This is a genomic window from Stappia sp. (genome assembly GCF_048261845.1).
Taxonomy (GTDB): Bacteria; Pseudomonadota; Alphaproteobacteria; order Rhizobiales; family Stappiaceae; genus Stappia.
Window position 1 is genome coordinate 1 of record NZ_JBLXFR010000020.1, and the last position, 21,580, is coordinate 21,580.

Below are 21,580 nucleotides of genomic sequence, written 5' to 3' on the forward strand. Positions count from 1 at the left end.
CCGAGCCGGGCGAGGTTGTCACGGCCGGCCAGCCGGTGTTGCGCATCGCCCGCGATGCGGAGCGCGAGGTCGAGGTCGCCATTCCCGAGGCGCAGGTTGCCGCTGTTTCCCGCGCCACGCCGCGCGTCACCCTTTGGGCCGGGCCCGACCGCTCCTTCCGGGCCACCTTGCGCGAAATGTCGCCGGTCGCCGATGCGGCGGCGCGCAGTTTCACCGCGCGGTTTTCCATTCTCGATCCGGGGGCGGATGCGCGTCTGGGCATGACCGCGACCGTCCATCTCGACAGGCCGGCCGACGAGGGCGATGTCGCAGTGCCGCTCGCGGCGGTCTGGTATGACGGCAGCCAGGCCAATGTCTGGCATGCCGAGCCGGGTGCGGAAAAGGTCGAGCCGGTCGCCGTCACCGTGCGCCGGCTCGAGGCCGAGCGGGCCATCGTCTCGGGAGGCATCGCGACGGGAGAGCATGTCGTCAGCATGGGCGCGCACCGGCTTGATCCGGGGCTGCGGCTGAGGGTGGTCGTGCGCGATGCCGCCGGCCCGGTTCGCGTGGGGGCGCTGAGATGAGCGGTTTCAACCTGTCCGCCTGGGCGATCCGCCATCAGACGCTGGTCCTCTTCTTCATCTTCGTCACGGCCGCCGCCGGCATTTTCGCCTACAGCAACCTGGGCCGGAACGAGGACCCCGCCTTCACGGTCAAGGTGATGGTGGTCAGCGCCGTATGGCCGGGGGCAAGCGCGGCGGAGATGCAGGACCAGGTCGCCGACCGGGTCGAGACGCGGCTGCAGACGCTGCCCTGGCTGGCGCGGCTGGAGACCTATACCCGCCCCGGCTTCATGGCGACGCAGATCATTCTGGAGGATGCCACCCCGCCTGGTGAGGTCGAGGACCTGTGGTATCAGGCGCGCAAGAAGGTCGGGGACATTTCCTCCGAACTGCCGGCCGGCGTCCTTGGCCCCTTCTTCAACGACGAATATGCGGACGTCTACGTCCAGGTGCATGCGCTGAGTGCGCCGGATGCCACCTGGTCGGAGCTTTCCGATCTCGCCGAGATGGCGCGCCAGTCCTTCCTCTCCGTTCCCGGGGTCGAGAAGGTCCAGCTCTTCGGCGAGCAGGACCAGAAGATCCACGTGGACATCTCCTATGCCAAGCTGGCGACGCTCGGCATCCCGGCAAGCGCCATCTTCGATGCGCTGGCCACGCAGAATGCCGTCGTCCCGTCCGGTTCGGTCGATACTCCGAGCGAGACCGTGCAGGTGCGCGTCACCGGCAGCCTGAAGGGGGTCGAGGCGGGGGCCTCGGTGCCGGTCGAGGCGAACGGGCGCACCTTCCGGCTGGGCGACATCGCGACGGTCAGCCGGGGCGTGTCCGATCCGCAATCCTATGTCACCCGCTACAACGGCGAGGACGCGATCCTTCTCGGCGTTGCCATGGCCGAGGGTGGCAACGTGCTGGAACTGGGCGAGCTGCTGCATGACAAGGCGGCGGAAGTCCGGGCCCGGCTGCCGCTTGGCGCCGAGCTGCACGAGGTTTCCAACCAGCCGGACGTGGTCGAGGAGGCCGTCAGTGAGTTCCTGCTGAAGTTCGTGGCCGCGATCTCCATCGTTCTGCTGGTCTCCTTCGTCTCGCTCGGCTTCCGCACCGGCATCATCGTGGCGCTGTCCGTGCCGCTGACGCTGGCCGCGACCTTTGTCTTCATGATGCTGATGGGCATCGACCTGGAGCGTATTTCCCTCGGCGCGCTGATCCTGTCGCTGGGCCTTCTCGTCGACGACGCGATCATCGCCATCGAGATGATGGTGGTGAAGATCGAGCAAGGGTGGGACCGTGTCCGCGCGGCGACCTTCGCCTGGGAATCCACCGCCTTTCCGATGCTGACCGGCACGCTGGTGACGGCGGTTGGTTTCCTGCCGGTCGGCTTTGCCAAGTCCTCGGCCGGCGAATATGCCGGCGGCATCTTCTGGGTCGTCACCACGGCCCTGCTGGTTTCCTGGGTCGTGGCGGTGGTTTTCACGCCCTATCTCGGTCTCAAGCTCCTGCCGCGCTCGCTGGAGCGCCACGCCGCCGCACGCGGCGACGTCGACGAGGAGGCGATCTATCGCACGCCGTCCTACAACCGCCTGCGCCGCATGGTCACCGGTGCGGTGCGCTTCCGCCTGCCTGTGGTGCTTGCCACGGTCGGGCTGCTTGTCCTGGCCGGTTACGGCATGGGGCACGTCAAGAAGCAGTTCTTCCCCAATTCCTCGCGGCCGGAGGTGCTTGTCGAACTGAAGGGGCCGGAAGGCGCCTCCTTCGCAGCCACCGAACGCGAGACGCGGGAGATCGAGAAGCTGCTCGCCGAAAGTCCGCACGTCGATTACTACACCACCTATATCGGCGCCGGCGCGCCGCGCTTCTTCATCGCCTACAATCCGGCGCTTCCGAACCCGAGCTATGCACTGGTGTTGGTGCAGACCAAGGGCGGCGAGCACACCGACGCGCTGGTCAGTCAGCTGCAGAGCCGTTTCGCCGCGTCGGAAGGGGCGGTGCGCGGCCGCGCCAACAGGCTCGAGCTCGGCCCCCCGGTCGGCTACCCGGTGCAGTTCCGCGTGGTTGGCCCGGATCTCGACGTGGTGCGCGGCATCGCGGAGAAGGTGCGTGACGCGATGCGGGCAAGCCCCGACACGCGCAACACCGAACTGCAATGGGGCGAGAAGGTGAAGAGCGTTCGCCTGGAAGTCGATCAGGAACGGGCCCGTGCGCTCGGCCTGTCGACCACCGAAATCGGCCGCTCGCTGCAGACGCTGCTTGCCGGCTACGAGGTCACCTCGTTGCGCGAGGGGCGCCATGCCGTCGGCGTGGTTGTCAGGGCGGCGGAAAGCGAGCGCGCGGCCATCGGCGACATCTCCGACCTCGTGTTGCAGGTGCGCGACGGCCGGGCCATTCCGGTCTCGCAGATCGCGCGTGTCGAATATACGTCCGAGGATCCGATCCTGTGGCGGCGCAACCGGGAGACCGTGCTCACCGCGCGCGCCGATGTGGCACCGGGCCTGCAGGCGCCGGATGTCACCGCCGCACTCACGCCGGTAATGCAGGACATCGCGGCCGGCCTGCCGCCCGGCTACCGCATCGATGCGGGCGGCGCGGCGGAGGAATCGGCCAAGGCAAACACGGCGCTCGCCGCAGTGTTCCCCCTGATGCTGCTTGGCATGGCCGTCCTCATCATGCTGCAGATGCAGTCCTTCTCGAAGATGGCTCTGGTCTTCCTCACCTTCCCGCTGGGGCTGGTGGGCGCAGTCGCGGCGCTGCTCATCACGGACGCGCCCTTCGGCTTCGTCGCCATTCTCGGCGTCATCGCGCTGGGCGGCATGGTGATGCGCAACACGCTGATCCTTGCCGATCAGATCGAGCATGACCTGCAGGCGGGAGCGACCATGCGGCGGGCCATCGTGGAATCCACCGTGCGCCGCGCCAGGCCGGTGATCCTGACCGCGCTTGCCGCCGTGCTCGCCTTCATTCCGCTGACCTTCAGCATCTTCTGGGGGCCGATGGCGATCGCCATGATCGGCGGCCTGACGGTCGCCACCGTGCTGACGCTGATCTTCCTGCCGGCGCTCTACGCGTTGTGGTTTCGCCGCCGGCTCGACCGCACGGAAGCCGAGGTTCTTGCCGCGCGTGCGGGGACCCCGCCGGAGGACGCGGGCAAGGTCGATGGCGCAGCGCCGTCCGGAAGTGTTTCGTCCCGCAAGGACCCGGCCGACAAGGCAGAGAGTGCAACGGACCCCGCGCCGGCTCTGCCCCAGGCGGCGGAATGATGTCCCCCGTCATTCCGCCGCCGCCCTTTCCCCGGTCCGGTTGACGCCCGGACCGGTCCGGGCGCGGGGGGCACGGAAAACCGCCATGCGGGCCTTTCTGAGTGATAAATTGGCAACAGTCGTTTCGGAAACGAAGCGGCTGCATCTCGCTTTCTGATTGCATATTTTTTGTGCATTTGTCCGATGGCTGCGCGGGACGTTACAAAAATGTCGTCAAACATCCCGATTTGATCGTTGCCTGAAGCTTCCCTAAGGGAAGGCTTGCGCTACGGAAGCGCGTTTTGCGCCGGACTTGCATGAGCGGCTCGCACATTGTGCTGGCTTCAGCGCGATTGCGAAGCGGCGCCAACTTGCTCATCCTTGTCGAAACACCGCGAACAACGGGGCAATCGCTTCGCGGAAAGTATCGGGGAGGAGCAGGTCGAGTCATGCTTACACAAAAAGCATCCGTAATTCTTTCAGTGTCTATTGTATTCGGGCTTGTTGCATCCACATCGGCGCAGGCCGGCGGTTTTGCACTGCGTGAACAAAGTTCCTACTACCAGGGCATGTCCTTCGCGGGTTATGGCACGACGGGGCCGTCGATCTCGTCGATGTTCTGGAACCCGGCGACGATTACAGGCGCGGGCGAGGGGTTCACTTTCGAGACGCACAACACGCTGATCGTCCCCGATGTTGACATCAACGGCACGTTCACCTCGTCAGGCGCCGCGCTTCCCCCCTTCGGCGTCGTCCTGCCGAACAGTTCGGTTCCTTCCGGCGACATCGGTAACGACGCCTACATCCCGGCCTCCTACACCGCCTACAAGGTCACCGACCAGGTGTTCTTCGGCCTGGCGATCAACGCTCCGTTCGGTCTTGCGACAAAGCCGAACCAGAACTGGGCCGGCCAGTTCTATTCCCGTTCCTCCAAGGCCCAGTCGCTCAATGTGAATCCGATCATCGGCTACAAGATCAACGACAGGCTGTCGGTCGCCTTCGGCGTGCAGTTCCAGCATTTCGCGGTGTCGCTGAAGACGGCTGTCCCCAACGTGCCGGGCTTTCCGTCGGGGATCCTGGAAGGCGATGACATCGGCTTCGGCGTGACCGCCGGTGTCACCTACAAGCCGATGGAGGGCACCGAGGTCGGCCTCGGCTATCGCTCGGGCGTTACCCATACGCTCGGCGGCAGCATCCAGACCCCGGCCGGCACCAATGCCATCAACGCCAACCTGATCACGCCGGACATGGTCAACCTGTCGGTCAAGCAGCGCGTCACCGATGCCTTCCGCGTCTTCGGTACGGTCGAATGGACCAACTGGAGCCGTCTGAAATCCCCGCGCGTCACCCTGCAGGCGACCGGTGCCACGGTCCAGACCCTGCATTTCAACTATGATGACGGCTGGTATTTCGCCCTTGGCGGCGAGTATGACGTGACCGAGGACCTGACGCTGCGCGCCGGCGCAGCCTACGAACTCTCGCCGATCGACGATGCGATCCGTTCGACCCGTCTCCCGGACAATGACCGGATCTGGCTGTCGGCCGGTGCGTCCTACAAGTTCAACGAAGATCTCTCCTTCGACCTCGGCTACACCTACATCCACTCGATGGACACCGGGATCAATATCGGACCGGGGCACCAGGACTACAATCCGGCAGTCGGCACCTTTGTCGGCAACGCCGATGCCAGCGTGAACATCGTGTCGGCCTCCATGCGCTACCGCTGGGGCGGATCGAAGCATCGCGGCGAGGTCGATCCGGCGCGCGGCTACTGACCTCGCGCCTCTGGTTCCGAGCCGGAAAATTTCGATCAATTTTCGTGCAAAATTTCGAAAATCCGGGTCGGAACTTGTCGAAATTGCGCGGGGCGAAACAGCGCCGGCGGCCTCTCCGCCGGCGCTTTTTCTTGCGCTTCGCGGCTCAGAAGGCGGCCGGGTAGAGCCCGCCGTCGACGAGGATATTCTGACCGGTCACATAGCCGGCATGGACGGAACAGTAGAACGCGCAGACCTGTCCGAACTCGGCCGCCGTGCCGAAGCGCCCGGCGGGGATTTCCGCTGCCTGCGCCTGTCCGACCTCCTCGACGCTGCGGCCGGCGGTTTTCGCCGCCTGCTCCAGCCCGCCGCGCAGCCGGTCGGTGTCCATCTTGCCCGGCAGCAGGTTGTTGAGCGTGACGTTGCGTGCCGCGTAGGGACGCCCGACGCCGGCAAGAAAGGCGGTCAGCCCGGCCCGCGCGCCGCTGGAAAGGTCGAGACCGGCAAGCGGCATCCGCACCGTGATCGAGGTGATGTTGACGATGCGCCCGAACCCGCGTTCGGCCATGCCGTCGGCCACTTTCTGAATCATCTCGATCGGCGAGATCATGTTCTGGATGACACCGTCGATCATCGCCTGGCGGTCGAGTTCGCGGTAGTCGCGACGCGGCGGACCGCCATTGTTGTTGACCAGGATGTCGGGTTCCGGGCAGGCGGCCAGGAGCGCTTCCTGACCTTCACCCGTCGACACATTGGCGACGACCGGGGTCACGTCGACGCCGAAACGGGCGCGAATGTCGCTTGCCGTGGCGTCGAGGCGAACGGCATCGAGACCGTTGATGACGAGGTTGCAGCCGGCCGCTGCGAGGGCTTCGGCGCATCCGCGCCCGAGGCCCCGGCTCGACGCGCAGACGATGGCCGTGCGACCGGAAATTCCAAGATCCATGTCCGTTCTCCCTGAGTGACATGCTGCCGAGGCGGCCCTGACGGCCGCGTCCGCGGTTGCCGGGAGTGATAGCGGAGGGGGAGGGCGTGCGTCCAGCTGGACCCTGTCCGGCAGCAAGACGGGCGCGGTTCTTGCGCGGTGTCATATTTCTGAGACCGGAATCGCGCATCTAGACGCTCAAAGTCTTGTCAGGAGCATGCCATGTCCATCGAGCCGGCCCCGAGACATTACCGGGCAATTTTTCTGTCCGACATCCATCTGGGGACCCGGGGATGTCAGGCGGAGCTGCTTCTCGATTTCCTCAAGTACCACGACGCCGAGACCATCTACCTGGTCGGCGATATCGTCGACGGCTGGCGCCTGCGACGCATGTGGTACTGGCCGCAGACCCATAACGACGTGGTGCAGAAGCTGATGCGCAAGGGCCGCAAGGGCGCGCGCATCGTCTACACGCCCGGCAATCACGACGAATTCCTGCGCGATTTCCTCGGCACCCATTTCGGCGGCATCGAGGTGGTCGAGGAAACCGTCCACGAAGCGGCGGACGGGCGCCGCTATCTTGTCATTCACGGTGACCGGTTCGACGTGGTCGTGCGTCATGCCAAGTGGCTCGCCTTCCTCGGCGACTGGGCCTATGTCAGTGCACTCAATCTCAACACGGTGCTGAACGTTCTGCGGCGCCGTCTCGGGCTGCAATACTGGTCGCTGTCGGCCTGGGCCAAGCTGAAGGTCAAGAACGCGGTCAACTTCATCGGCAAGTTCGAGGAGACGCTGGCCGGCGAGGCCGAGCGGCAAGGGGTCGACGGGGTGATCTGCGGTCACATCCACCATGCCGCCGACCACAACGAGTTCGGTACCCACTATATTAACACGGGCGACTGGGTGGAGAGTTGCACGGCGGTCGCCGAGCATCATGACGGCACGTTCGAGATCATCCGCTGGGCGGAACGGGCGCGCGAACTGCCGGCTCTTGACGAGGCGCCGCGCGGCGCGCAGGCCGCCGCATGATGAAGTCGCTGCTCATCGTCTCCGACGCCTGGCACCCGCAGATCAACGGCGTCGTGCGCTCCATCGAGCGCACGGTCGAGGAGCTGCACCGCCTGGGCGTCAGGGTCGAGGTGCTGTCGCCGGCCGATTTCTACACCGTTCCGTGCCCGACCTATTCCGAGATACGGTTGACGCTGACCACGCCTGCGGCACTTCGCCGGCGGATCGAGGCCGGGGATTTCGAGCATCTGCACATCGCCACGGAGGGGCCGCTGGGTCTTCTGGCGGCGCGCGTGGCGCGCGGCCTCGGCCGGGCCTTCACGACCAGCTACCACACCCGTTTTCCCGAGTACCTTTCGGCGCGCATGCCGGTTCCGGTCTCCTGGTCCTATGCCTGGCTGCGCCGGTTCCACAATTCCGGCAATGGCTGCATGGTGGCGACACCGACGCTCGAGCGCGAGCTGCGCGCGCGGGGGTTCACCAATCTCATGCGCTGGTCGCGCGGTGTCGACCATGAGCTGTTCCGCCCACGCGAGGGCGAGCCGCGCGCCGTGGAACTCGCCAGCCGCGCCGGCCCGATCTTCATGTATGTCGGCCGGGTGGCGGTGGAAAAGAACATCACCGCCTTTCTCGATCTCGACCTTCCCGGCACGCGCGTCGTCGTCGGCGACGGGCCGCAGCTGGCGGAGCTGCGCGCCCGCTACCAGCAGGTGCTGTTCACCGGATCGAAAACCGGAGAGGAACTGGCCCGCCACTATGCGGCCGCCGATGTCGTTGTCTTCCCGAGCCTGACCGACACGTTCGGGAATGTGGTGCTCGAGGCGCTTGCCTGCGGCGTGCCGGTCGCGGCCTATCCGGTGATGGGGCCGCAGGACATTCTCGAAGGCACCGGCGCCGGCATCCTCGACGCCGATCTCGGGCAGGCGGCTCTGGCAGCGCTGGCGGTCTCCAGGGCGCGCTGCCGCGAGGTCGCGCTGACCTATCGCTGGGAGCAGAGCACCCGGCAGTTCATCGAGAACTGCAACGCGGCGGCGGCCAACGCGGCGATACCTGGCGCGGCCTGATCGGCAAAAGGCATGGCAAGCGAATGCCTTGCCCTTCTTCCGCGTTCCGCCATCGTGTACGGATAGGGTATCCCTTTTCGCTCCGGTGGAGGCTTCCATGGACAGTTTCGCAGTTGCCCCGTCCTATCAGGACATTGTCGATGCGCGGGCGCGCATTGCCGGCGAGGCGGCGCTGACGCCGCTGCTGCGCTCCGCCTATCTCGACGGGCTCGTCGGCGGCACCGTCCTGCTCAAGGCGGAGAATCTGCAGCGAACCGGATCTTTCAAGTTTCGTGGAGCCTACAACCGTCTTTCGCTGATCCCTTCGAGCGAGCGTTCACGCGGCGTCGTTGCCTGCTCCTCCGGCAATCATGCCCAGGGTGTTGCCGAAGCGGCGCGGCTTCTGGGCATGCCGGCGACCATCGTCATGCCTGAGGATGCGCCGGCGGCCAAGCTGGAGCGCACCCGGCGCTCGGGCGCCCGCGTCGTCACCTATCGGCGCGGGGAAGAGGATCGCGATGCGATCGCCGCAAGCCTCTGCGCGAAGAGCGGGGCGACACTCGTCCATCCCTACAATGATGCCGGGGTGATCGCCGGCCAGGGCACAATCGGCGCGGAAGTCGCCGAGCAGGCCGGTGCCATGGGGCTTTCGCCCGACGTGATGCTGACCTGCGTCGGTGGAGGGGGCATGACCAGCGGCATCGCTCTGGCGCTGGAAACGCTCCTGCCTGCCTGCGATCTCGTACCGGTCGAACCGGAAGGGTTCGACGATTACGGCCGCTCGCTCGTGGCTGGTGTCCGGGTTTCCAATGCACGCGCATCCGGTTCGATCTGCGATGCGCTGCTGACGCGCGAGCCCGGCGAACTCGGCTTCCCGATCACCAGCCGGCGGGCGCGCAGCGGCATTGCGGTCAGCGATGCCGAAGCAATGGCGGCCGTGGCCTTTGCGTTTCGCGAATTGAAGCTGGTCGTGGAGCCGGGCGGCGCGGTTGGTCTTGCCGCCGTACTTTCCGGAAAACTGCCGCTCGCCGGCCGATGCATAGCGTTGACGCTGTCGGGCGGCAATATTGACGCCGACATGATGGCTCGCGCGTTGGCCGACGGGTGAGCCGGGTTCTCAGTTGAAGGTTCGCTTGCCGCCTGGATGGCGCATGGTGCGGTAGCTGTACACCTCCTGGGCAACGCCCGAGGAGCCTACCCCCAGCCACTCGCAGCGGAATTTCAGGAACTTGCCATAGGTCTTGTGGCTCACGCCGGTTTCCTTCATCAGCATTGCCACCGCGCCGTCGGCCTGCGAGGCGAAGGTGTCGCGTACCGAACCGTCGCGCAGCGACAGGTGACGTGACACGAGCCAGACAATCGCGTCCATGTCCTTGCGATCGAGCAACGTCAGCAGGATGTTCTCGAAGCTGAGTTCGCCGGAGGCGATCTGGATGCGGATCTCGTGCTTCGAGAGCTGCTCGCCGCCGACCTCCAGTCCCGCGTCACGGTCGTCGGAAACGGCATGGCTGGCGATGCGGTTCAGCGTCTCGTCGTTGTCGAGGGCCTTCTCCAGTTCGGGCGGCATCAAGGGGCAGTCGGTTTGGGAAATCATGCGAAGATCTTCGCGGAAGCCCTCGTCCTGGGCGCAGCGTTGCGCCAAGGCACCGAGCAGGCGCTGGTCGGAGCCGGCGAGGATCAGCAGCGCCAGCAGGGCCCGCACCGCGAATTCCGATCCGCCGTTCTGCAGCAGGGCGTTGAGGACGGGGAAGGTGCCGCGTGCCACCAGCGAGTCGACCAGTTCCTTGGGCACGCGGATACGCCGGGCGATCGCCAGCCGGTGGTGGTCGCTGCGCTTGCGCGACACTTCGATCAGCTTCTCGGTGCTGACGACGGGAGAATGTTCCAGCACCGGCTCGCAAAGCTCGAAGGGCTCTTCGGCGAGTCGGTCGGCAAGTGGCTGGGTGATGCGCTCGGTGCGTGCCAGGCGAACGACAATGTCGAGCCGCACGGAATGTTCGAGCTGCTCGAAGACATCAAGGACGAGGCCGGAGAAGAGGTAGCGCTCCGCTTCGCTCGGCTCGCGCTCCAGCCTGTCGGCATACTGGGCACTTAGCAGGCGAACGAGTTCCGAGCGAGCCGATGGCTCACGAATACGCGCCAGTTCCTCCAGTTTGTCCCGGATCATGCCCCGTGGTCCGTTGTAATTGTTTCAATCCGAAACAGATAACGGCAAACAGGCCGTCCTCCAAAGAACAATCGTAACTTCAGATCGTTAAAATTACGTAGTATCTCTTCCCTAACGGCAGGTGCGCGACCTTCCGCGAGAGCCTTGTATTGACCTGTCCGGGAGCAGCGTCAGCTGAACAGGGACTGTTTTTCGCCCGGTGACAGCTGGTCCATCGGATCATCGCCGTCATCGTCGGGCGCGGGGCTTGCCGATTTTGCCGGCTTCGGGGCTTCTTCCGGCTCGACCTTGAACTCCGCTTCCCAGGCTGCGGTGTCCTCATCGTCGATCATGACGATGTCGTCCTGCGGGATGAAGTCGACGATGTCGTCTTCGTCCGTCGCGACGCTGGCTCCGGGACGCTCGAAGACGTCTGCTTCGGCGAAGTCGATGTCGTCGAACTCGAGGCCGGCCGTGTAGTCGGGATCGCCGGCGCCGGCATCGGCGTCGGGCGCGGTCTGGAAGACGTCGGCGGCGTCCTCGTCGGTGTTGTCGGCAGCCGCCGCGGAGGCGAACAGGGCCTCGATCTCGTCCTGCGAGGCGGTTTCCCCGGCAAAGACCGCGGCGTGGTCGTCGGCTGCGTTGTCCTGCGGATCGGTTCCGGCGAAGCCCGCCTTGTCGTCCGCGCGAGCCTCCTCGACCTCGGACTCCATGGCGCTGGCGGCCGCCTCGAACGGATCTTCTCCCGTGGCGTCAGCGTCTTCCGACAGACTGCCGAACATCTCGTCGACGGCGTTCTGGGAAACGCCCTTGCCTTCCATTTGGGGGCCGTTGAGCAGGTGCGCGTCGGGACGCTTGTCCTCGACGAATTTCGTGTCGGTGGCTGTGGCGTTTTCGATACCCCAGATCGAGATCATCAGGTTGATGCGCGATTCCAGGTACTGAAGAACCTGGACGATCTTCTGGGTGCGCTGGCCGGTCAGGTCCTGGAAGGAACAGGCCATGAAGATCTCGGTGGCACGCGCGTCGATGTCGTCGCAGCTGGCCTCGTCGGCACCGTTCTCGCGCAGTGTCCAGGCGGTTTCCTGGATGGCCTCGGCGGCGGCGAGGATCTCCTGGGTGGCGCTTTCCGTCTTGGTGACAATCGCGTCGAGTTCGTTCGAGGCCTCGATGAAGCGGTTGCCGTCTTCCTGCTCGTGCTTGATATTGGCGATCTCGCGCTTGGTGCGCTCGATGGCTTCCTGCATGTCGGCGATGTCGAGGCGGATGCGGTCGATGCTCGGCACCGCGCGCTCGCGGGTCATTGCCGTTTCCAGCCGGCCGATCGCCTCCAGCACCACCTGGGTGTCGGGCTTCTGGTTCCGTCTGGTGTATTCCTGCAGGAACCAGCGGCCGCGATCGGTATCCGTCAAGGCGGTCAGGATCGCGTCATAGTCGCTCTCCCGGATCGCGCTGGGCGTGCCAATGTCAGCCATCAATGTCGTTCCGCGTTCCTGAATTTCCCCGGTGCCGGCATGCCGACTGCGATGTCACATGCTTAATCGCCAAATCCTTAAAATAGGTATAGAACGCCAGTCCAACCGGAACACGGGTTCTCCATCCATGCCCCTGCGAGCCAGGGTTGCGGCGCTGTTCGCGGCCTATTTCTTCGGCCTCGGCCTGTTTCTCCCCTTCTTCCCGCTGGTGCTTGCCGAGGCGGGTCTGGGTGCCGGCGAGATCGGGACGCTGCTGGCCGTGCCGCTCCTGGTGCGGCTTGCGGCCAACCCGCTGATCTCCGCCGCCGTCGACCGTTTCGCCTCGCCAGGGCGGGCGATAGGACTGCTCAGCCTGTTGGCGGCAATCGCCTTTTCCGGGTTCTTCGTGGTCGAGGGTTTCCTCGCCAGCGCGCTTTTGCTGGTCGCGATTTCCATCGCCTGGTCGCCGCTGATGCCGCTTGGCGATGCGCTTGCCGCGCGGGTCGAGCGGGAGGGCGCCGGCGATTACGGCCGCATGCGGATGTGGGGATCGATTTCCTTCATCCTCGCCAACCTTGCAGGGGGCGCGCTGGTCGGGCAATGGACCGTGGAAGTTGTGGTCGGCGGTATCGTCGCAGGCCTTGCGGGCGCTGCCCTTGCCGGATGGTCCGTGCCGCTGGGGCGTGTCCGGGTCTCGGAGAACGAATCGGTGTCCATTGTTTCGCCCGACCTTGCCCTGGCCGGAGCCGAGGCGGAGGAAGCGGGCCGCCGACGCCGCCGGAGCGGCTTTGCTGCGAAGCTGAGCCTGCTGAAGGGGGAGGCGCGTTTTCTCGACACGGGCTTCCTGCTTGTCGTGCTTGCGGCGGGCTGCGTGCACGCGAGCCACGCTGCCTACTATGCCTTCAGCGCGCTGTTCTGGTCGGGGATCGGCCTTTCCGGCGCGTGGGTCGGCGGGCTCTGGGGACTTGGCGTGATCACCGAGATCGGCCTCTTTGCCATGTCGGCAAGGGTGAGGGCGACGCTCGGCGTCACCGGACTGCTGGCGCTGGGGATCGGCGGTGCCGTTCTGCGCTGGCTGCTGTTTCCGCTGGCGAGCGATCCGGTGTTCATTGCCGCCCTGCAATTGCTGCACGGGCTCAGTTTCGGCGCCACGCATCTGGGTGCCGTCGCCTTCGTCGCGCGCAATGCGCCGCCGCAATGGGCGGGAGCGGCGCAGGGCGTGATGTCGATGGTCGTCGGGGTGGTCACGGCGCTCGCCTCCACCGCCGCCGGTCTGCTCTATGCGACCGGCGCGGTCCCGGCCTTCGCGGCCATGGCCGGGCTCGCGGCGCTCGGAGGGGTCTTCCTCATCGCCGGACTGGCGGTGCGGCGCGGAGACTGAGCCCGCCTCGCGGCCGCGCCGGTGTCAGCCCCAGAGCGCCGGTTGCGGCGGATGCAGCGTGCTGCCCTCGAAAACGAGGCCCGGTTCGCGGTCCCTGGCCAGGAGCAGGGGGGCGTCGAGGTCGACATAGTCGGCCTCTTGCGCGACCAGTGTCGCAGGCGCCATGGCAAGCGAGGTGCCGAGCATGCAGCCGACCATCACCTTGAAATTCATCCGCCGCGCGGCGCGGGCCAGATCCAGCGCCTCGGTCAGGCCGCCGGTCTTGTCGAGCTTGATGTTGACCGCATCGTAGAGCGGCGCGAGCCGCTCCAGGTCGGCCGCCGTGTGCAGGCTTTCGTCGGCGCAGACCGGGATCGGCCGGTGCAAGGTCGCCAGCGCGCCGTCCGCGTCGGCGGGTAGCGGCTGTTCGATCAGCTCGACACCGGCGGCTGCGCAGGCGGCCATGTTGCGGGCGAAAAGATCCTCGGTCCAGGCCTCGTTGGCGTCGACGATCAGGCGTGCCTCGGGCGCGGCGGCGCGAACCGCGGCGATGCGCGCGTCGTCCCCCTCGCCGCCGAGCTTGATCTTCAAGAGCGGCCGGGTGCGGGCGCGGGCCGTATCGGCCGCCATCTTTTCCGGCGTGCCGAGGCTGATGGTGAAGGCCGTTGTCATCGCCGCCATCGCCGTTATCCCGGCAAGTCCGGCTGCCGGAACGCCAGCCTGTTTCGCCGCAAGGTCCCAGAAGGCGCAGTCCAGCGCGTTGCGCGCCGCGCCTGCCGGCATGGCGAGTTGCAATCCTTTCCGGTCGAGCCCGCCGGCGATCTCCGGGGCGAGGCGGGCAATGTCCTCCATCACCCCCTCCACGGTCTCGCCATAGCGGGCATAGGGCACGCATTCACCGCGTCCGCTGTGCGGCCCCGATGTCAGCGTCGCCACGACCACATGGGCGTGGGTGCGGCTTCCCCGGGCGATGGTGAAACCGCCCTCGATGGGCCAGCTGTCGGTGGCGACCGCCAGATCGACCGTCATGGCTGGCCGAACTCAGATGCGATCCGCTCGACGACGTTGTCGCAGCCGAAGCGGACGGGGTCGGTTGCGGGAAGGCCGTATTCGGCCTCCGTCTCGGCCAGCAGCCTGCGCGCCTCGTCCTCGCCAAGGGCCGCGGTGTTGATGCAGATGCCGACACAGCGGATATCCGGATTGGTCAACCGGCCGCAGGAGACGGTCAGGTCGATGACCTGCTGGATGGTCGGCAGCGGGGTCTTGACGCCGCGCATGTTGGTGCGGGTCGGCTCGTGGCAGACGACGAAGGCATCCGGCTGGGAGCCGTGCAAGAGGCCGAGCGTGACCCCGGCGAAAGAGGGGTGGAACAGCGAACCCTGGCCCTCGATCACGTCCCAGTGGTTTTCATCGGCAGCGGGAGAAATCCATTCCGCCGCGCCCGAGATAAAATCGGCGACGACGGCGTCGAGGGAGACGCCGCGGCCGGAGATGAAGATGCCGGTCTGGCCCGTGGCGCGGAAGTCCGCGTCGAAGCCCTTCGCCCGCATCGCCTGCTCGAGCGCCAGAGCGGTGTATTTCTTGCCGACGGAGCAATCGGTGCCCACGGCGAGAACGCGCTTGCCGCTGCGCTTCGTGCCCTTGCCGGTATCGAAACGCATGTCGGAATGGCGAACGTCGTGCAACTGGCGGCCGTTGCGGGCGGCCGCGTCGCGGATTTCCGGCACGGAGGCAAGCCGCATGTGCAGCCCGCTGGCGATGTCGAGGCCGGCATCAAGAGCCTCGACCACCGAGGCGATCCAATGGTCCGGCAGCACACCGCCGGCATTGACCGCACCGATGACCATCGTCCTGACGCCGGATTTGGCGGCTTCCTGCGGTGTCATGTCGGGCAGTTTGGCGTCCGCCTTGCACCCGTCCAGACGGAGCTGGCCGTAGCACCAGTCCCGGCGCCAGTCGACGATGCCGAGGCCGGTCTTGGCCGCCAGCGCATCCGGCACGTCGCCGAGAAACAGCAGATAGGGATGGGCGATTTCCATCGGGTGCTCCTGATACCTGAAGAATGTCCGGCCGGAACGGTCGGGAGAGGGCGCGTGTCCGGCGAGGGCTGCATGTCGCCGGCCCGCACGGCTGGACGCTTGCATCGGGGTCAAGGTATACGTGGGCGAGAGGAGGCTCGGCAAGGGGGTGCGGCGGCGGCGCGGCAAACCCTGCGGCAGCTTCCGCCCTTTGCCCGGCGGGGACCCGCCGAGATGGCATCCACGACAATGGCAGAGGCGGATGACGGTCCAGGCGGCGCAGGATTTTCCACGGATTTCGATCAGCGAACGGGAGGGCGACTGCCGGATCGTGGTCGAGGGGCCGTGGACGATCCGCAACAGCGAGGCGATGGAGCAGGCGATCGCGGGGATCGGCCTTCCGCGGGAGAACCAGGTCAAGCTCGACCTTTCGCAGATCAAGGGGCTGGATACGGCCGGAGCGTGGCTCATCCACCGCTTGCAGGCGGATATCGAGTTTCACGGAGGGCGGGTCGAGCGGACCGGCGTTCGCAGTTCCTATGAATCCCTGATCGGCGAGGTCGAGCAACACCACCCGCCGGCATGGAAGCCGGAACGCCACCCCCTGTCGCTGCTCGGTATCCTGGAGAAGACCGGGCGCGAGGTCGTCAATATCGGCACTGACGTCAAGGCCGTGCTGCATATTGTCGGGTCGCTGGTCAGCGTGCTTTCCGGGGTTTTCCTGCGGCCGCGCTGCCTGCGCCTCGTGTCGGTGGCAACCCAGTTCGACCGGGCCTGCATCGGCGCGGTGCCGATCGTGCTGCTTATGAGCTTCCTGATCGGGGCGATCATCTCGCAGCAGGGCGGCTTCTACCTGCGCCAGTTCGGTGCCGACATCTATGTGGTCGACCTTGCCGGCGTGCTGGTGCTGCGCGAGATCGGCGTCATCCTGACCGCGATCATGGTTGCGGGCCGGTCCGGGTCGGCCTTCACCGCCGAGATCGGCTCGATGAAAATGCGCGAGGAGATCGACGCGCTGCATGTCATCGGCCTCCGGGTGACGGAAGTCCTGATCCTGCCGCGCCTCTTCGCCCTGATCCTGGCCCTTCCGGTGCTCACCTTCCTGTCCAACCTGGCGGCGCTGTTCGGCGCCGGGCTGGTGAGCTGGATCTATCTCGACATTGCGCCGCGCGTCTTCATCGACCTGATGCAAGTGGCGGTTACCGTCGACACGCTGATGGTCGGAATCATCAAGGCGCCGTTCATGGCGCTGATCATCGGCCTGGTCGCCTGTGTCGAAGGCATGAAGGTGGAGGGGTCGGCAGAATCGCTCGGGCATCACACGACGATGTCGGTGGTCAAGGCGATCTTCATGGTGATCGTGGTGGACGGGCTTTTCGCAATCTTCTTTTCCTCGATCGGAATCTGAATGCAACCGGCAAGCGACAGCCCTTCCTTGCACAGGCCGACAACAACCGGCCACGAGAGTGCGCGCGAGGTCATCCTGAGCGCCCGCGGGGTTACCGTCGGGTTCGGCTCGACCATCGTCCTCCAGGATCTCGACCTGGACGTCAACGCGCGCGAAATCCTCGGCTTCGTCGGCGGGTCGGGCACCGGCAAGTCGGTGCTGATGCGCGCGATTCTCGGGTTGACGCCCAAGCGCGCCGGCACGATCGAGGTGTTCGGTGTCGACCTGCAGAAGGCAACGCCCGACGAGCGGCAGGACGTCGAGCGGCGCTGGGGGGTTCTTTTCCAGCAGGGTGCCCTGTTTTCGTCGCTCACGGTCCGGCAGAACATCCAGGTGCCGATGCGCGAGCACATGCGCATGTCGCAGCGACTGATGGACGAACTGGCGCTGCTGAAGATCGAGATGGTCGGCCTGCCACGCTCGGCCGCAGAGAAGTTCCCTTCCGAACTGTCCGGCGGCATGATCAAGCGGGCAAGCCTTGCCCGATCGCTGGCGCTCGATCCCGATCTCGTCTTTCTCGACGAGCCGACCTCCGGCCTCGACCCGATCGGTGCGGCCGCCTTTGACGATCTTGTGCGCAAGTTGCGTGATACGCTCGGGTTGACGGTCTACATGGTGACCCACGATCTCGACAGCCTGCATTCCATTTGCGACCGCGTCGCGGTATTAGGAGAGAAGAAGGTGCTCAGAGTCGGGACCATTGACGAGCTGATGAAGTTCGACAACGCTTGGGTCCAGTCCTACTTCAATGGCGAGCGGGCGCTGCGGCGGGTATGAGCAGGGACTGAAAAAGCATGGAAACCCGCGCGAACTACATTGCCATCGGTGCGTTCGTCTTCGCGACGCTCATCATCGGATTCGTTTTCATCTATTGGCTGGGAAGTCGCGCCGAAGGGCCCCGCGCCCTGCCGGTGAAGGTGATCTTCAACGGGGCGGTCACCGGCCTTTCGGTCGGCGGGGCGGTCAATTTCAACGGCATCAAGGTGGGCGATGTCGGTGACCTCGGCTTCGATCCCAAGGATCCCAGCGTCGTCATCGCGACGATCCGGGTGCGCCCGTCGACGCCGCTGCGCCGCGACGTCAAGGCTACGCTCGGCTTCCAGACACTGTCCGGCATCGCCTATGTGGATCTTTCCGGCGGCACCACCGATGCACCGCTGCTGCTCGATCCCGACGCCGACGAACCGCCGGTGATCCACGCCGAGCGGTCCGCCTTCGAGGACATTGTCGAGGGAGCACGCGATATCCTCACCCGCGCCGATACAACGCTCGCGGCCGTGGAGAAGGTTGTCATGGACAACCGTGATGAGGTGCACGAGATCATCGTCAATGCACGCGTGTTTTCCGATGCGCTGGCCAAGAATGCCGATGGCGTCGACAAGTTCATGTCGAGCGTGGCGAGCACAGGCGAGGCGTTGCAGAGCCTGTCCGGACGGCTCGAGGGGCTCGTCGACAGCGCCACGGCAATTGTCGATGCGGTGCCGCCCGAGAAGGTGACACAGGTCGTCAACGATGCGGCATCCGTCACCTCGAAGGTCGCCAATGCCGCCGACGGGTTTGTCGGCCTGGTCGGCGATGCCCAAGAGGCGGCGGAGGAACTGAAGCAGTTCGCCATGGGCCTGACACGCAGCCTTGGCGAGTTCGACAAGGTCATTGCCGCAGTCCGTCCCGAGGCGATTTCCGAGATTGTCGACGGGGTCGCGGCTTTCACCACGATCCTCAAGGACCGCTCCGACGATATCGACCGGCTCGTCGTCTCGACGACGCGCACGATGGAGAATTTCGAGAGCGTCAGCTCGGTCGCGGTGGAAAGCGAGGAGGACATCCGCAAGGTGCTCGCCGACGCGCGCGTGCTGGGCGAACAACTGGTCGAGACCGTCGGGCGGATCGACCGGATTGTCGCTGCCGTCGACCCGCAGAAGGTGGCGAGCGTCGTCGCCTCGGTCGAGGAACTCTCGGATGGGCTTGCGACGCGCACGCAGACCATCACGACCGCCATCGACAAGGCGGGCGAGGCGGTCGACAACGTGACCGAGTTCTCGCAGTCGCTGAAGGGGCGCGGACCGGAGATCGACCAGATTCTGGCCGATGCGCAGGAGCTTGCCGCAAAGCTCAATGCCACCGGCACCCGGATCCAGAGTGTCGTCGACAAGGTCGATGCCATGGTCGAGGGCGATGGCGAGGGGCTGGTCGCGGAAGCAACGCAGGCCGCTGCCTCGATCCGCAAGGTCGCCGACGTGCTGGCCGAGCGGGTCGGGCCGGTGACCAGCGGGCTGGAGCGGTTCACCACGCGCGGGTCGGCCGATTTCTCCAGTGCGATGGCACAGCTCAGCCGGACGCTGGTCGAGATCCAGCGCACCGTCGCCGATCTCAACCGCGATCCGCAGCGTGTGATTTTCGGTGGCGACGACAAGCCCACCTTCGGCGGGGCGCAAAGGCGATGAGAATGCAGACGGGGTGGGGCATGCGATTGGATGACGTTCGGCGTGGCGGCCTGAGGCGCGCCTTCTCGATGATCAGCCTCTCGCTGGCGCTCGCCGTTGCCGGTTGCGCGGGGTCGAGCGCGCCCGATGCCTATTACGGACTGACCACGCCGGCGGCGGCGGAGGCAGGCCGCGCGGGCCGCGCCGCTCGCGTGCAGGTGCTTGTTCCCGCGCCGCGCGCGCTGCAGGCGCTCGATACGTCCTCCATCGCGGTCGTCGATACGGGGCCGGTCTATACCTATTTCCCGAAAGCCGCGTGGACCGACACGCTGCCCAAGGTGGTGCAGGCGAAGATCGTCCAGTCGCTGGAGAACACGAGGGGCCTTCGCGGTGTCGGCCTGCCGGGCGAGGGGCTTCTCATCGACTATCAGCTGCAAAGCGACCTGCGCGCCTTCGAATTGCGCATCGACGGACAGGACCGCGCCGTCGTGGAAATGATGGTTCGCCTCGTCAACGACCGCAACGGCCGCACCAAGGCCTCCCGCATCTTCCGCACGGAGGTGCCCGCGAAGAGCACCAGCGTCACCGATGCGGTGGCGGCGATGAACGCGGCCGCCGACGCGGTGCTGCGCGAGATTTCCGCCTGGGTGCTGTCCAACGTCTGATTTTGCCGGCACCGGGAATGCCGGAAACGGGCGCCGGCGAAGATCTTCCGCCGCGCCCATTGTTTCTGGCAGTCCGTCCGGGTCCCGCCGACGTCATTTATTCCGCCGGGGCCGCCTCCGCGCGGCGCCAGAAGACCGTCACCTCGTTGCCCTCGGCGGGATCGTCCGGCACCAGCCGCGACAGGACCAGGCTGACGCAGGCCATCGCCGCGCCGATCAGGAAGACGGCGGCCGGCGAGACGAGCCAGATCAGGCCGAAGAGGGCCGGAATGAAAACGGCCGCGATGTGGTTGATGGTGAAGGCGACGCCTGCGGTCGGGGCGATGTCGGCAGGGTCCGAGATCTTCTGGAAATAGGTCTTCATGGCGATGGCGACCGCGAAGAATGCGTGGTCGATGACGTAGAGCGCCCCGGCCAGATGGGCGTTGGTGACGAAGGCATAGGTCACGAAGACGCCGATCAGCCCGATATATTCCACCGTCAGCGCGGTCTTCTCGCCGACCTTGCCGATCCATGAACCGATCTTCGGCGCCAGCAACATGTTGACCGCGCCGTTCAGCAGGAACAGGCCGGCCACCTCGTGCACGTCGTAGCCGAAGCGCTCGACCATCAGGAACCCTGCGAAGACGGTGAAGATCTGCCGCCGAGCCCCGCCCATGAAGGTCAGCGCGTAATAGAGCCAGTAGCGCTTGCGCAGCACCAGCTGCTTGCGCTGGGGCACGCCTTCGCGGAATTGCGGGAAGGCGATGACGAGGAAGGCGAGAACCACCAGCGTCAGCAGTCCGGCGATCAGGAAGACGGTGGCGAAGCTCAGGTTGAAGGTCTTCCAGGCGAGCAGGATCATGCCGTAGGCGACAAGCTGGGCGAAGGCGCCGACGGACAGGATCTTGCCCATGCCGGCCGCCGCCTTTTCCTTTGGCAGCCATTGCAGCGACAGCGACTGGTTCATCGTCTCGTAATAGTGGAAGCCGACCGACATGACGAAGGTGGTCATGTAGAAGCCCCAGGTGCTGGGGAAATAACCGGTCGCGGCCACGCCGATGCCGAGCAGGGCAAGAGACAGATAGGCGAGCGTCTGCTCGCGCAGCACGAGCAGCAGGTAGATGGCGGTGAAGGCGAGGAAGCCGGGGATCTCGCGGATCGACTGCTGGATGCCGATCTCGCGGCCCGTGAAGTCGAGCTCGTGGACCGCGAAATTGTTCATCAGGTTCCACCAGGCGGCAAACGAAAGCTGCATCGCCGCCGCCATGATCATCAGCAGAACCAGCGGCGAGCGCCAGCCCGTGCCGGTCGGCACGCCGGAGCGCGGCGGCGTGGCGGGCACGGCGGCACCTTCCTCGCTTGCCGCAAAGGCGGGTGTCGGCTCCGCCGCAACGGTGGAGGAGGTGCTGGGGGAACGGTCTGGCATCGGGGTCATCCGCAACAGAAGAAGAGGCAGCGCGATGTCGCGCCGGGGTCGGCTACGCTCGCGACGGGTGCCGGCCAGGAAGGGCCATGCCGCCATGTTGCCGTTTCTCTACCGCGAAAGGCTGCGTGCGTGTTATCGCTATTTTGACAATTTATGTTGG

17 protein-coding genes are annotated in these 21,580 nt (G+C 66.0%); 11 read left to right on the forward strand and 6 right to left on the reverse strand.

Annotated features, from left to right (window positions below):
• The 3 genes from ACN0T5_RS10275 to ACN0T5_RS10285 all read left to right on the forward strand — a co-directional run.
• Positions 1 to 563: efflux RND transporter periplasmic adaptor subunit (locus ACN0T5_RS10275; protein ID WP_417768539.1), on the forward strand; the 563-nt coding region annotated here is incomplete at its 5' end.
• A complete protein-coding gene (locus tag ACN0T5_RS10280) occupies positions 560 to 3,790 on the forward strand; it encodes an efflux RND transporter permease subunit (RefSeq protein ID WP_417768540.1) in 3,231 nt (1,076 codons plus the stop codon). The genes ACN0T5_RS10275 and ACN0T5_RS10280, both read left to right, overlap by 4 nt.
• A 461-nt stretch (positions 3,791 to 4,251) precedes the next feature.
• Positions 4,252 to 5,544 carry an OmpP1/FadL family transporter gene (locus ACN0T5_RS10285; RefSeq protein WP_417768541.1) on the forward strand — a complete coding sequence of 431 codons (1,293 nt, stop codon included), beginning with the start codon at positions 4,252 to 4,254 and terminating at the stop codon, positions 5,542 to 5,544.
• 145 nt (positions 5,545 to 5,689) lie between these two features.
• Here the strand turns inward: ACN0T5_RS10285 and ACN0T5_RS10290 are convergent, their stop codons facing one another.
• The gene (locus tag ACN0T5_RS10290) at positions 5,690 to 6,469 is read right to left on the reverse strand and encodes an SDR family oxidoreductase (protein ID WP_417768542.1); all 780 of its coding nucleotides are present in this window, start codon (positions 6,467 to 6,469) and stop codon (positions 5,690 to 5,692) included.
• 201 nt (positions 6,470 to 6,670) lie between these two features.
• On the opposite strand from ACN0T5_RS10290, the gene ACN0T5_RS10295 reads away from it, so the two are divergent.
• The 3 genes from ACN0T5_RS10295 (at position 6,671) to ACN0T5_RS10305 (ending at position 9,607) form a co-directional block, all read left to right on the forward strand.
• Positions 6,671 to 7,477 (forward strand): UDP-2,3-diacylglucosamine diphosphatase, encoded by an 807-nt coding sequence (locus tag ACN0T5_RS10295; protein WP_417768543.1) that lies wholly within the window; start codon positions 6,671 to 6,673, stop codon positions 7,475 to 7,477.
• Complete coding sequence (locus tag ACN0T5_RS10300) at positions 7,477 to 8,520, forward strand: glycosyltransferase family 4 protein (protein WP_417768605.1); 1,044 nt, start codon at positions 7,477 to 7,479, stop codon at positions 8,518 to 8,520. The genes ACN0T5_RS10295 and ACN0T5_RS10300 overlap by 1 nt, the downstream gene beginning before the upstream one ends.
• Positions 8,521 to 8,617: 97 nt before the next feature.
• Positions 8,618 to 9,607 (forward strand): threonine ammonia-lyase, encoded by a 990-nt coding sequence (locus ACN0T5_RS10305; RefSeq protein ID WP_417768544.1) that lies wholly within the window; start codon positions 8,618 to 8,620, stop codon positions 9,605 to 9,607.
• Positions 9,608 to 9,616: 9 nt separating this feature from the next.
• Here ACN0T5_RS10305 and ACN0T5_RS10310 read toward each other — a convergent pair whose 3' ends face one another.
• Positions 9,617 to 10,666 (reverse strand): DUF2336 domain-containing protein, encoded by a 1,050-nt coding sequence (locus ACN0T5_RS10310; RefSeq protein WP_417768545.1) that lies wholly within the window; start codon positions 10,664 to 10,666, stop codon positions 9,617 to 9,619.
• Between the two features lie 170 nt (positions 10,667 to 10,836).
• The gene (locus ACN0T5_RS10315; RefSeq protein WP_417768546.1) at positions 10,837 to 12,120 is read right to left on the reverse strand and encodes a protein phosphatase CheZ; all 1,284 of its coding nucleotides are present in this window, start codon (positions 12,118 to 12,120) and stop codon (positions 10,837 to 10,839) included.
• A gap of 127 nt (positions 12,121 to 12,247) precedes the next feature.
• On the opposite strand from ACN0T5_RS10315, the gene ACN0T5_RS10320 reads away from it, so the two are divergent.
• Positions 12,248 to 13,480, forward strand: a complete 1,233-nt coding sequence (locus tag ACN0T5_RS10320) for an MFS transporter (RefSeq protein ID WP_417768547.1) — start codon at positions 12,248 to 12,250, stop codon at positions 13,478 to 13,480.
• A gap of 24 nt (positions 13,481 to 13,504) precedes the next feature.
• Here ACN0T5_RS10320 and dgcA read toward each other — a convergent pair whose 3' ends face one another.
• Positions 13,505 to 14,488: an N-acetyl-D-Glu racemase DgcA gene (gene dgcA, locus ACN0T5_RS10325; RefSeq protein ID WP_417768548.1), complete on the reverse strand. Its 984-nt coding sequence runs from the start codon at positions 14,486 to 14,488 to the stop codon at positions 13,505 to 13,507.
• A complete protein-coding gene (gene dgcN, locus ACN0T5_RS10330; protein ID WP_417768549.1) occupies positions 14,485 to 15,498 on the reverse strand; it encodes an N-acetyltransferase DgcN in 1,014 nt (337 codons plus the stop codon). Before dgcN ends, dgcA begins: the two co-directional genes overlap by 4 nt.
• Positions 15,499 to 15,739: 241 nt before the next feature.
• On the opposite strand from dgcN, the gene ACN0T5_RS10335 reads away from it, so the two are divergent.
• From ACN0T5_RS10335 to ACN0T5_RS10350, 4 genes are read left to right on the forward strand one after another with little or no spacing between them, the layout of a single operon-like run.
• Positions 15,740 to 16,885 (forward strand): ABC transporter permease, encoded by a 1,146-nt coding sequence (locus ACN0T5_RS10335; protein ID WP_417768550.1) that lies wholly within the window; start codon positions 15,740 to 15,742, stop codon positions 16,883 to 16,885.
• A complete protein-coding gene (locus tag ACN0T5_RS10340) occupies positions 16,886 to 17,701 on the forward strand; it encodes an ABC transporter ATP-binding protein (RefSeq protein ID WP_417768551.1) in 816 nt (271 codons plus the stop codon).
• A 17-nt stretch (positions 17,702 to 17,718) separates the two neighbouring features.
• On the forward strand, positions 17,719 to 19,368 hold the full coding sequence (locus ACN0T5_RS10345; RefSeq protein ID WP_417768552.1) for an MlaD family protein: 1,650 nt from the start codon (positions 17,719 to 17,721) through the stop codon (positions 19,366 to 19,368).
• A gap of 20 nt (positions 19,369 to 19,388) precedes the next feature.
• The gene (locus ACN0T5_RS10350) at positions 19,389 to 20,012 is read left to right on the forward strand and encodes an ABC-type transport auxiliary lipoprotein family protein (RefSeq protein WP_417768553.1); all 624 of its coding nucleotides are present in this window, start codon (positions 19,389 to 19,391) and stop codon (positions 20,010 to 20,012) included.
• A 97-nt stretch (positions 20,013 to 20,109) separates the two neighbouring features.
• On the opposite strand, the gene ACN0T5_RS10355 is transcribed toward ACN0T5_RS10350, so the two are convergent.
• Positions 20,110 to 21,420 carry an MFS transporter gene (locus tag ACN0T5_RS10355; protein WP_417768554.1) on the reverse strand — a complete coding sequence of 437 codons (1,311 nt, stop codon included), beginning with the start codon at positions 21,418 to 21,420 and terminating at the stop codon, positions 20,110 to 20,112.
• Positions 21,421 to 21,580: the final 160 nt, after the last annotated feature.

Bases quoted from the DNA above. Each gene is read 5' to 3' on its own strand.
- ACN0T5_RS10340 (WP_417768551.1), top strand. From the start codon at position 16,886: ATGCAACCGGCAAGCGACAGCCCTTCCTTGCACAGGCCGACAACAACC.
- ACN0T5_RS10320 (WP_417768547.1), top strand. From the start codon at position 12,248: ATGCCCCTGCGAGCCAGGGTTGCGGCGCTGTTCGCGGCCTATTTCTTC.
- ACN0T5_RS10350 (WP_417768553.1), top strand. From the start codon at position 19,389: ATGCGATTGGATGACGTTCGGCGTGGCGGCCTGAGGCGCGCCTTCTCG.
- ACN0T5_RS10300 (WP_417768605.1), top strand. From the start codon at position 7,477: ATGAAGTCGCTGCTCATCGTCTCCGACGCCTGGCACCCGCAGATCAAC.
- ACN0T5_RS10305 (WP_417768544.1), top strand. From the start codon at position 8,618: ATGGACAGTTTCGCAGTTGCCCCGTCCTATCAGGACATTGTCGATGCG.
- dgcA (WP_417768548.1), bottom strand. From the start codon at position 14,488: ATGACGGTCGATCTGGCGGTCGCCACCGACAGCTGGCCCATCGAGGGC.
- ACN0T5_RS10315 (WP_417768546.1), bottom strand. From the start codon at position 12,120: ATGGCTGACATTGGCACGCCCAGCGCGATCCGGGAGAGCGACTATGAC.
- ACN0T5_RS10335 (WP_417768550.1), top strand. From the start codon at position 15,740: ATGACGGTCCAGGCGGCGCAGGATTTTCCACGGATTTCGATCAGCGAA.
- ACN0T5_RS10295 (WP_417768543.1), top strand. From the start codon at position 6,671: ATGTCCATCGAGCCGGCCCCGAGACATTACCGGGCAATTTTTCTGTCC.
- ACN0T5_RS10290 (WP_417768542.1), bottom strand. From the start codon at position 6,469: ATGGATCTTGGAATTTCCGGTCGCACGGCCATCGTCTGCGCGTCGAGC.
- dgcN (WP_417768549.1), bottom strand. From the start codon at position 15,498: ATGGAAATCGCCCATCCCTATCTGCTGTTTCTCGGCGACGTGCCGGAT.
- ACN0T5_RS10355 (WP_417768554.1), bottom strand. From the start codon at position 21,420: ATGCCAGACCGTTCCCCCAGCACCTCCTCCACCGTTGCGGCGGAGCCG.
- ACN0T5_RS10310 (WP_417768545.1), bottom strand. From the start codon at position 10,666: ATGATCCGGGACAAACTGGAGGAACTGGCGCGTATTCGTGAGCCATCG.
- ACN0T5_RS10280 (WP_417768540.1), top strand. From the start codon at position 560: ATGAGCGGTTTCAACCTGTCCGCCTGGGCGATCCGCCATCAGACGCTG.
- ACN0T5_RS10345 (WP_417768552.1), top strand. From the start codon at position 17,719: ATGGAAACCCGCGCGAACTACATTGCCATCGGTGCGTTCGTCTTCGCG.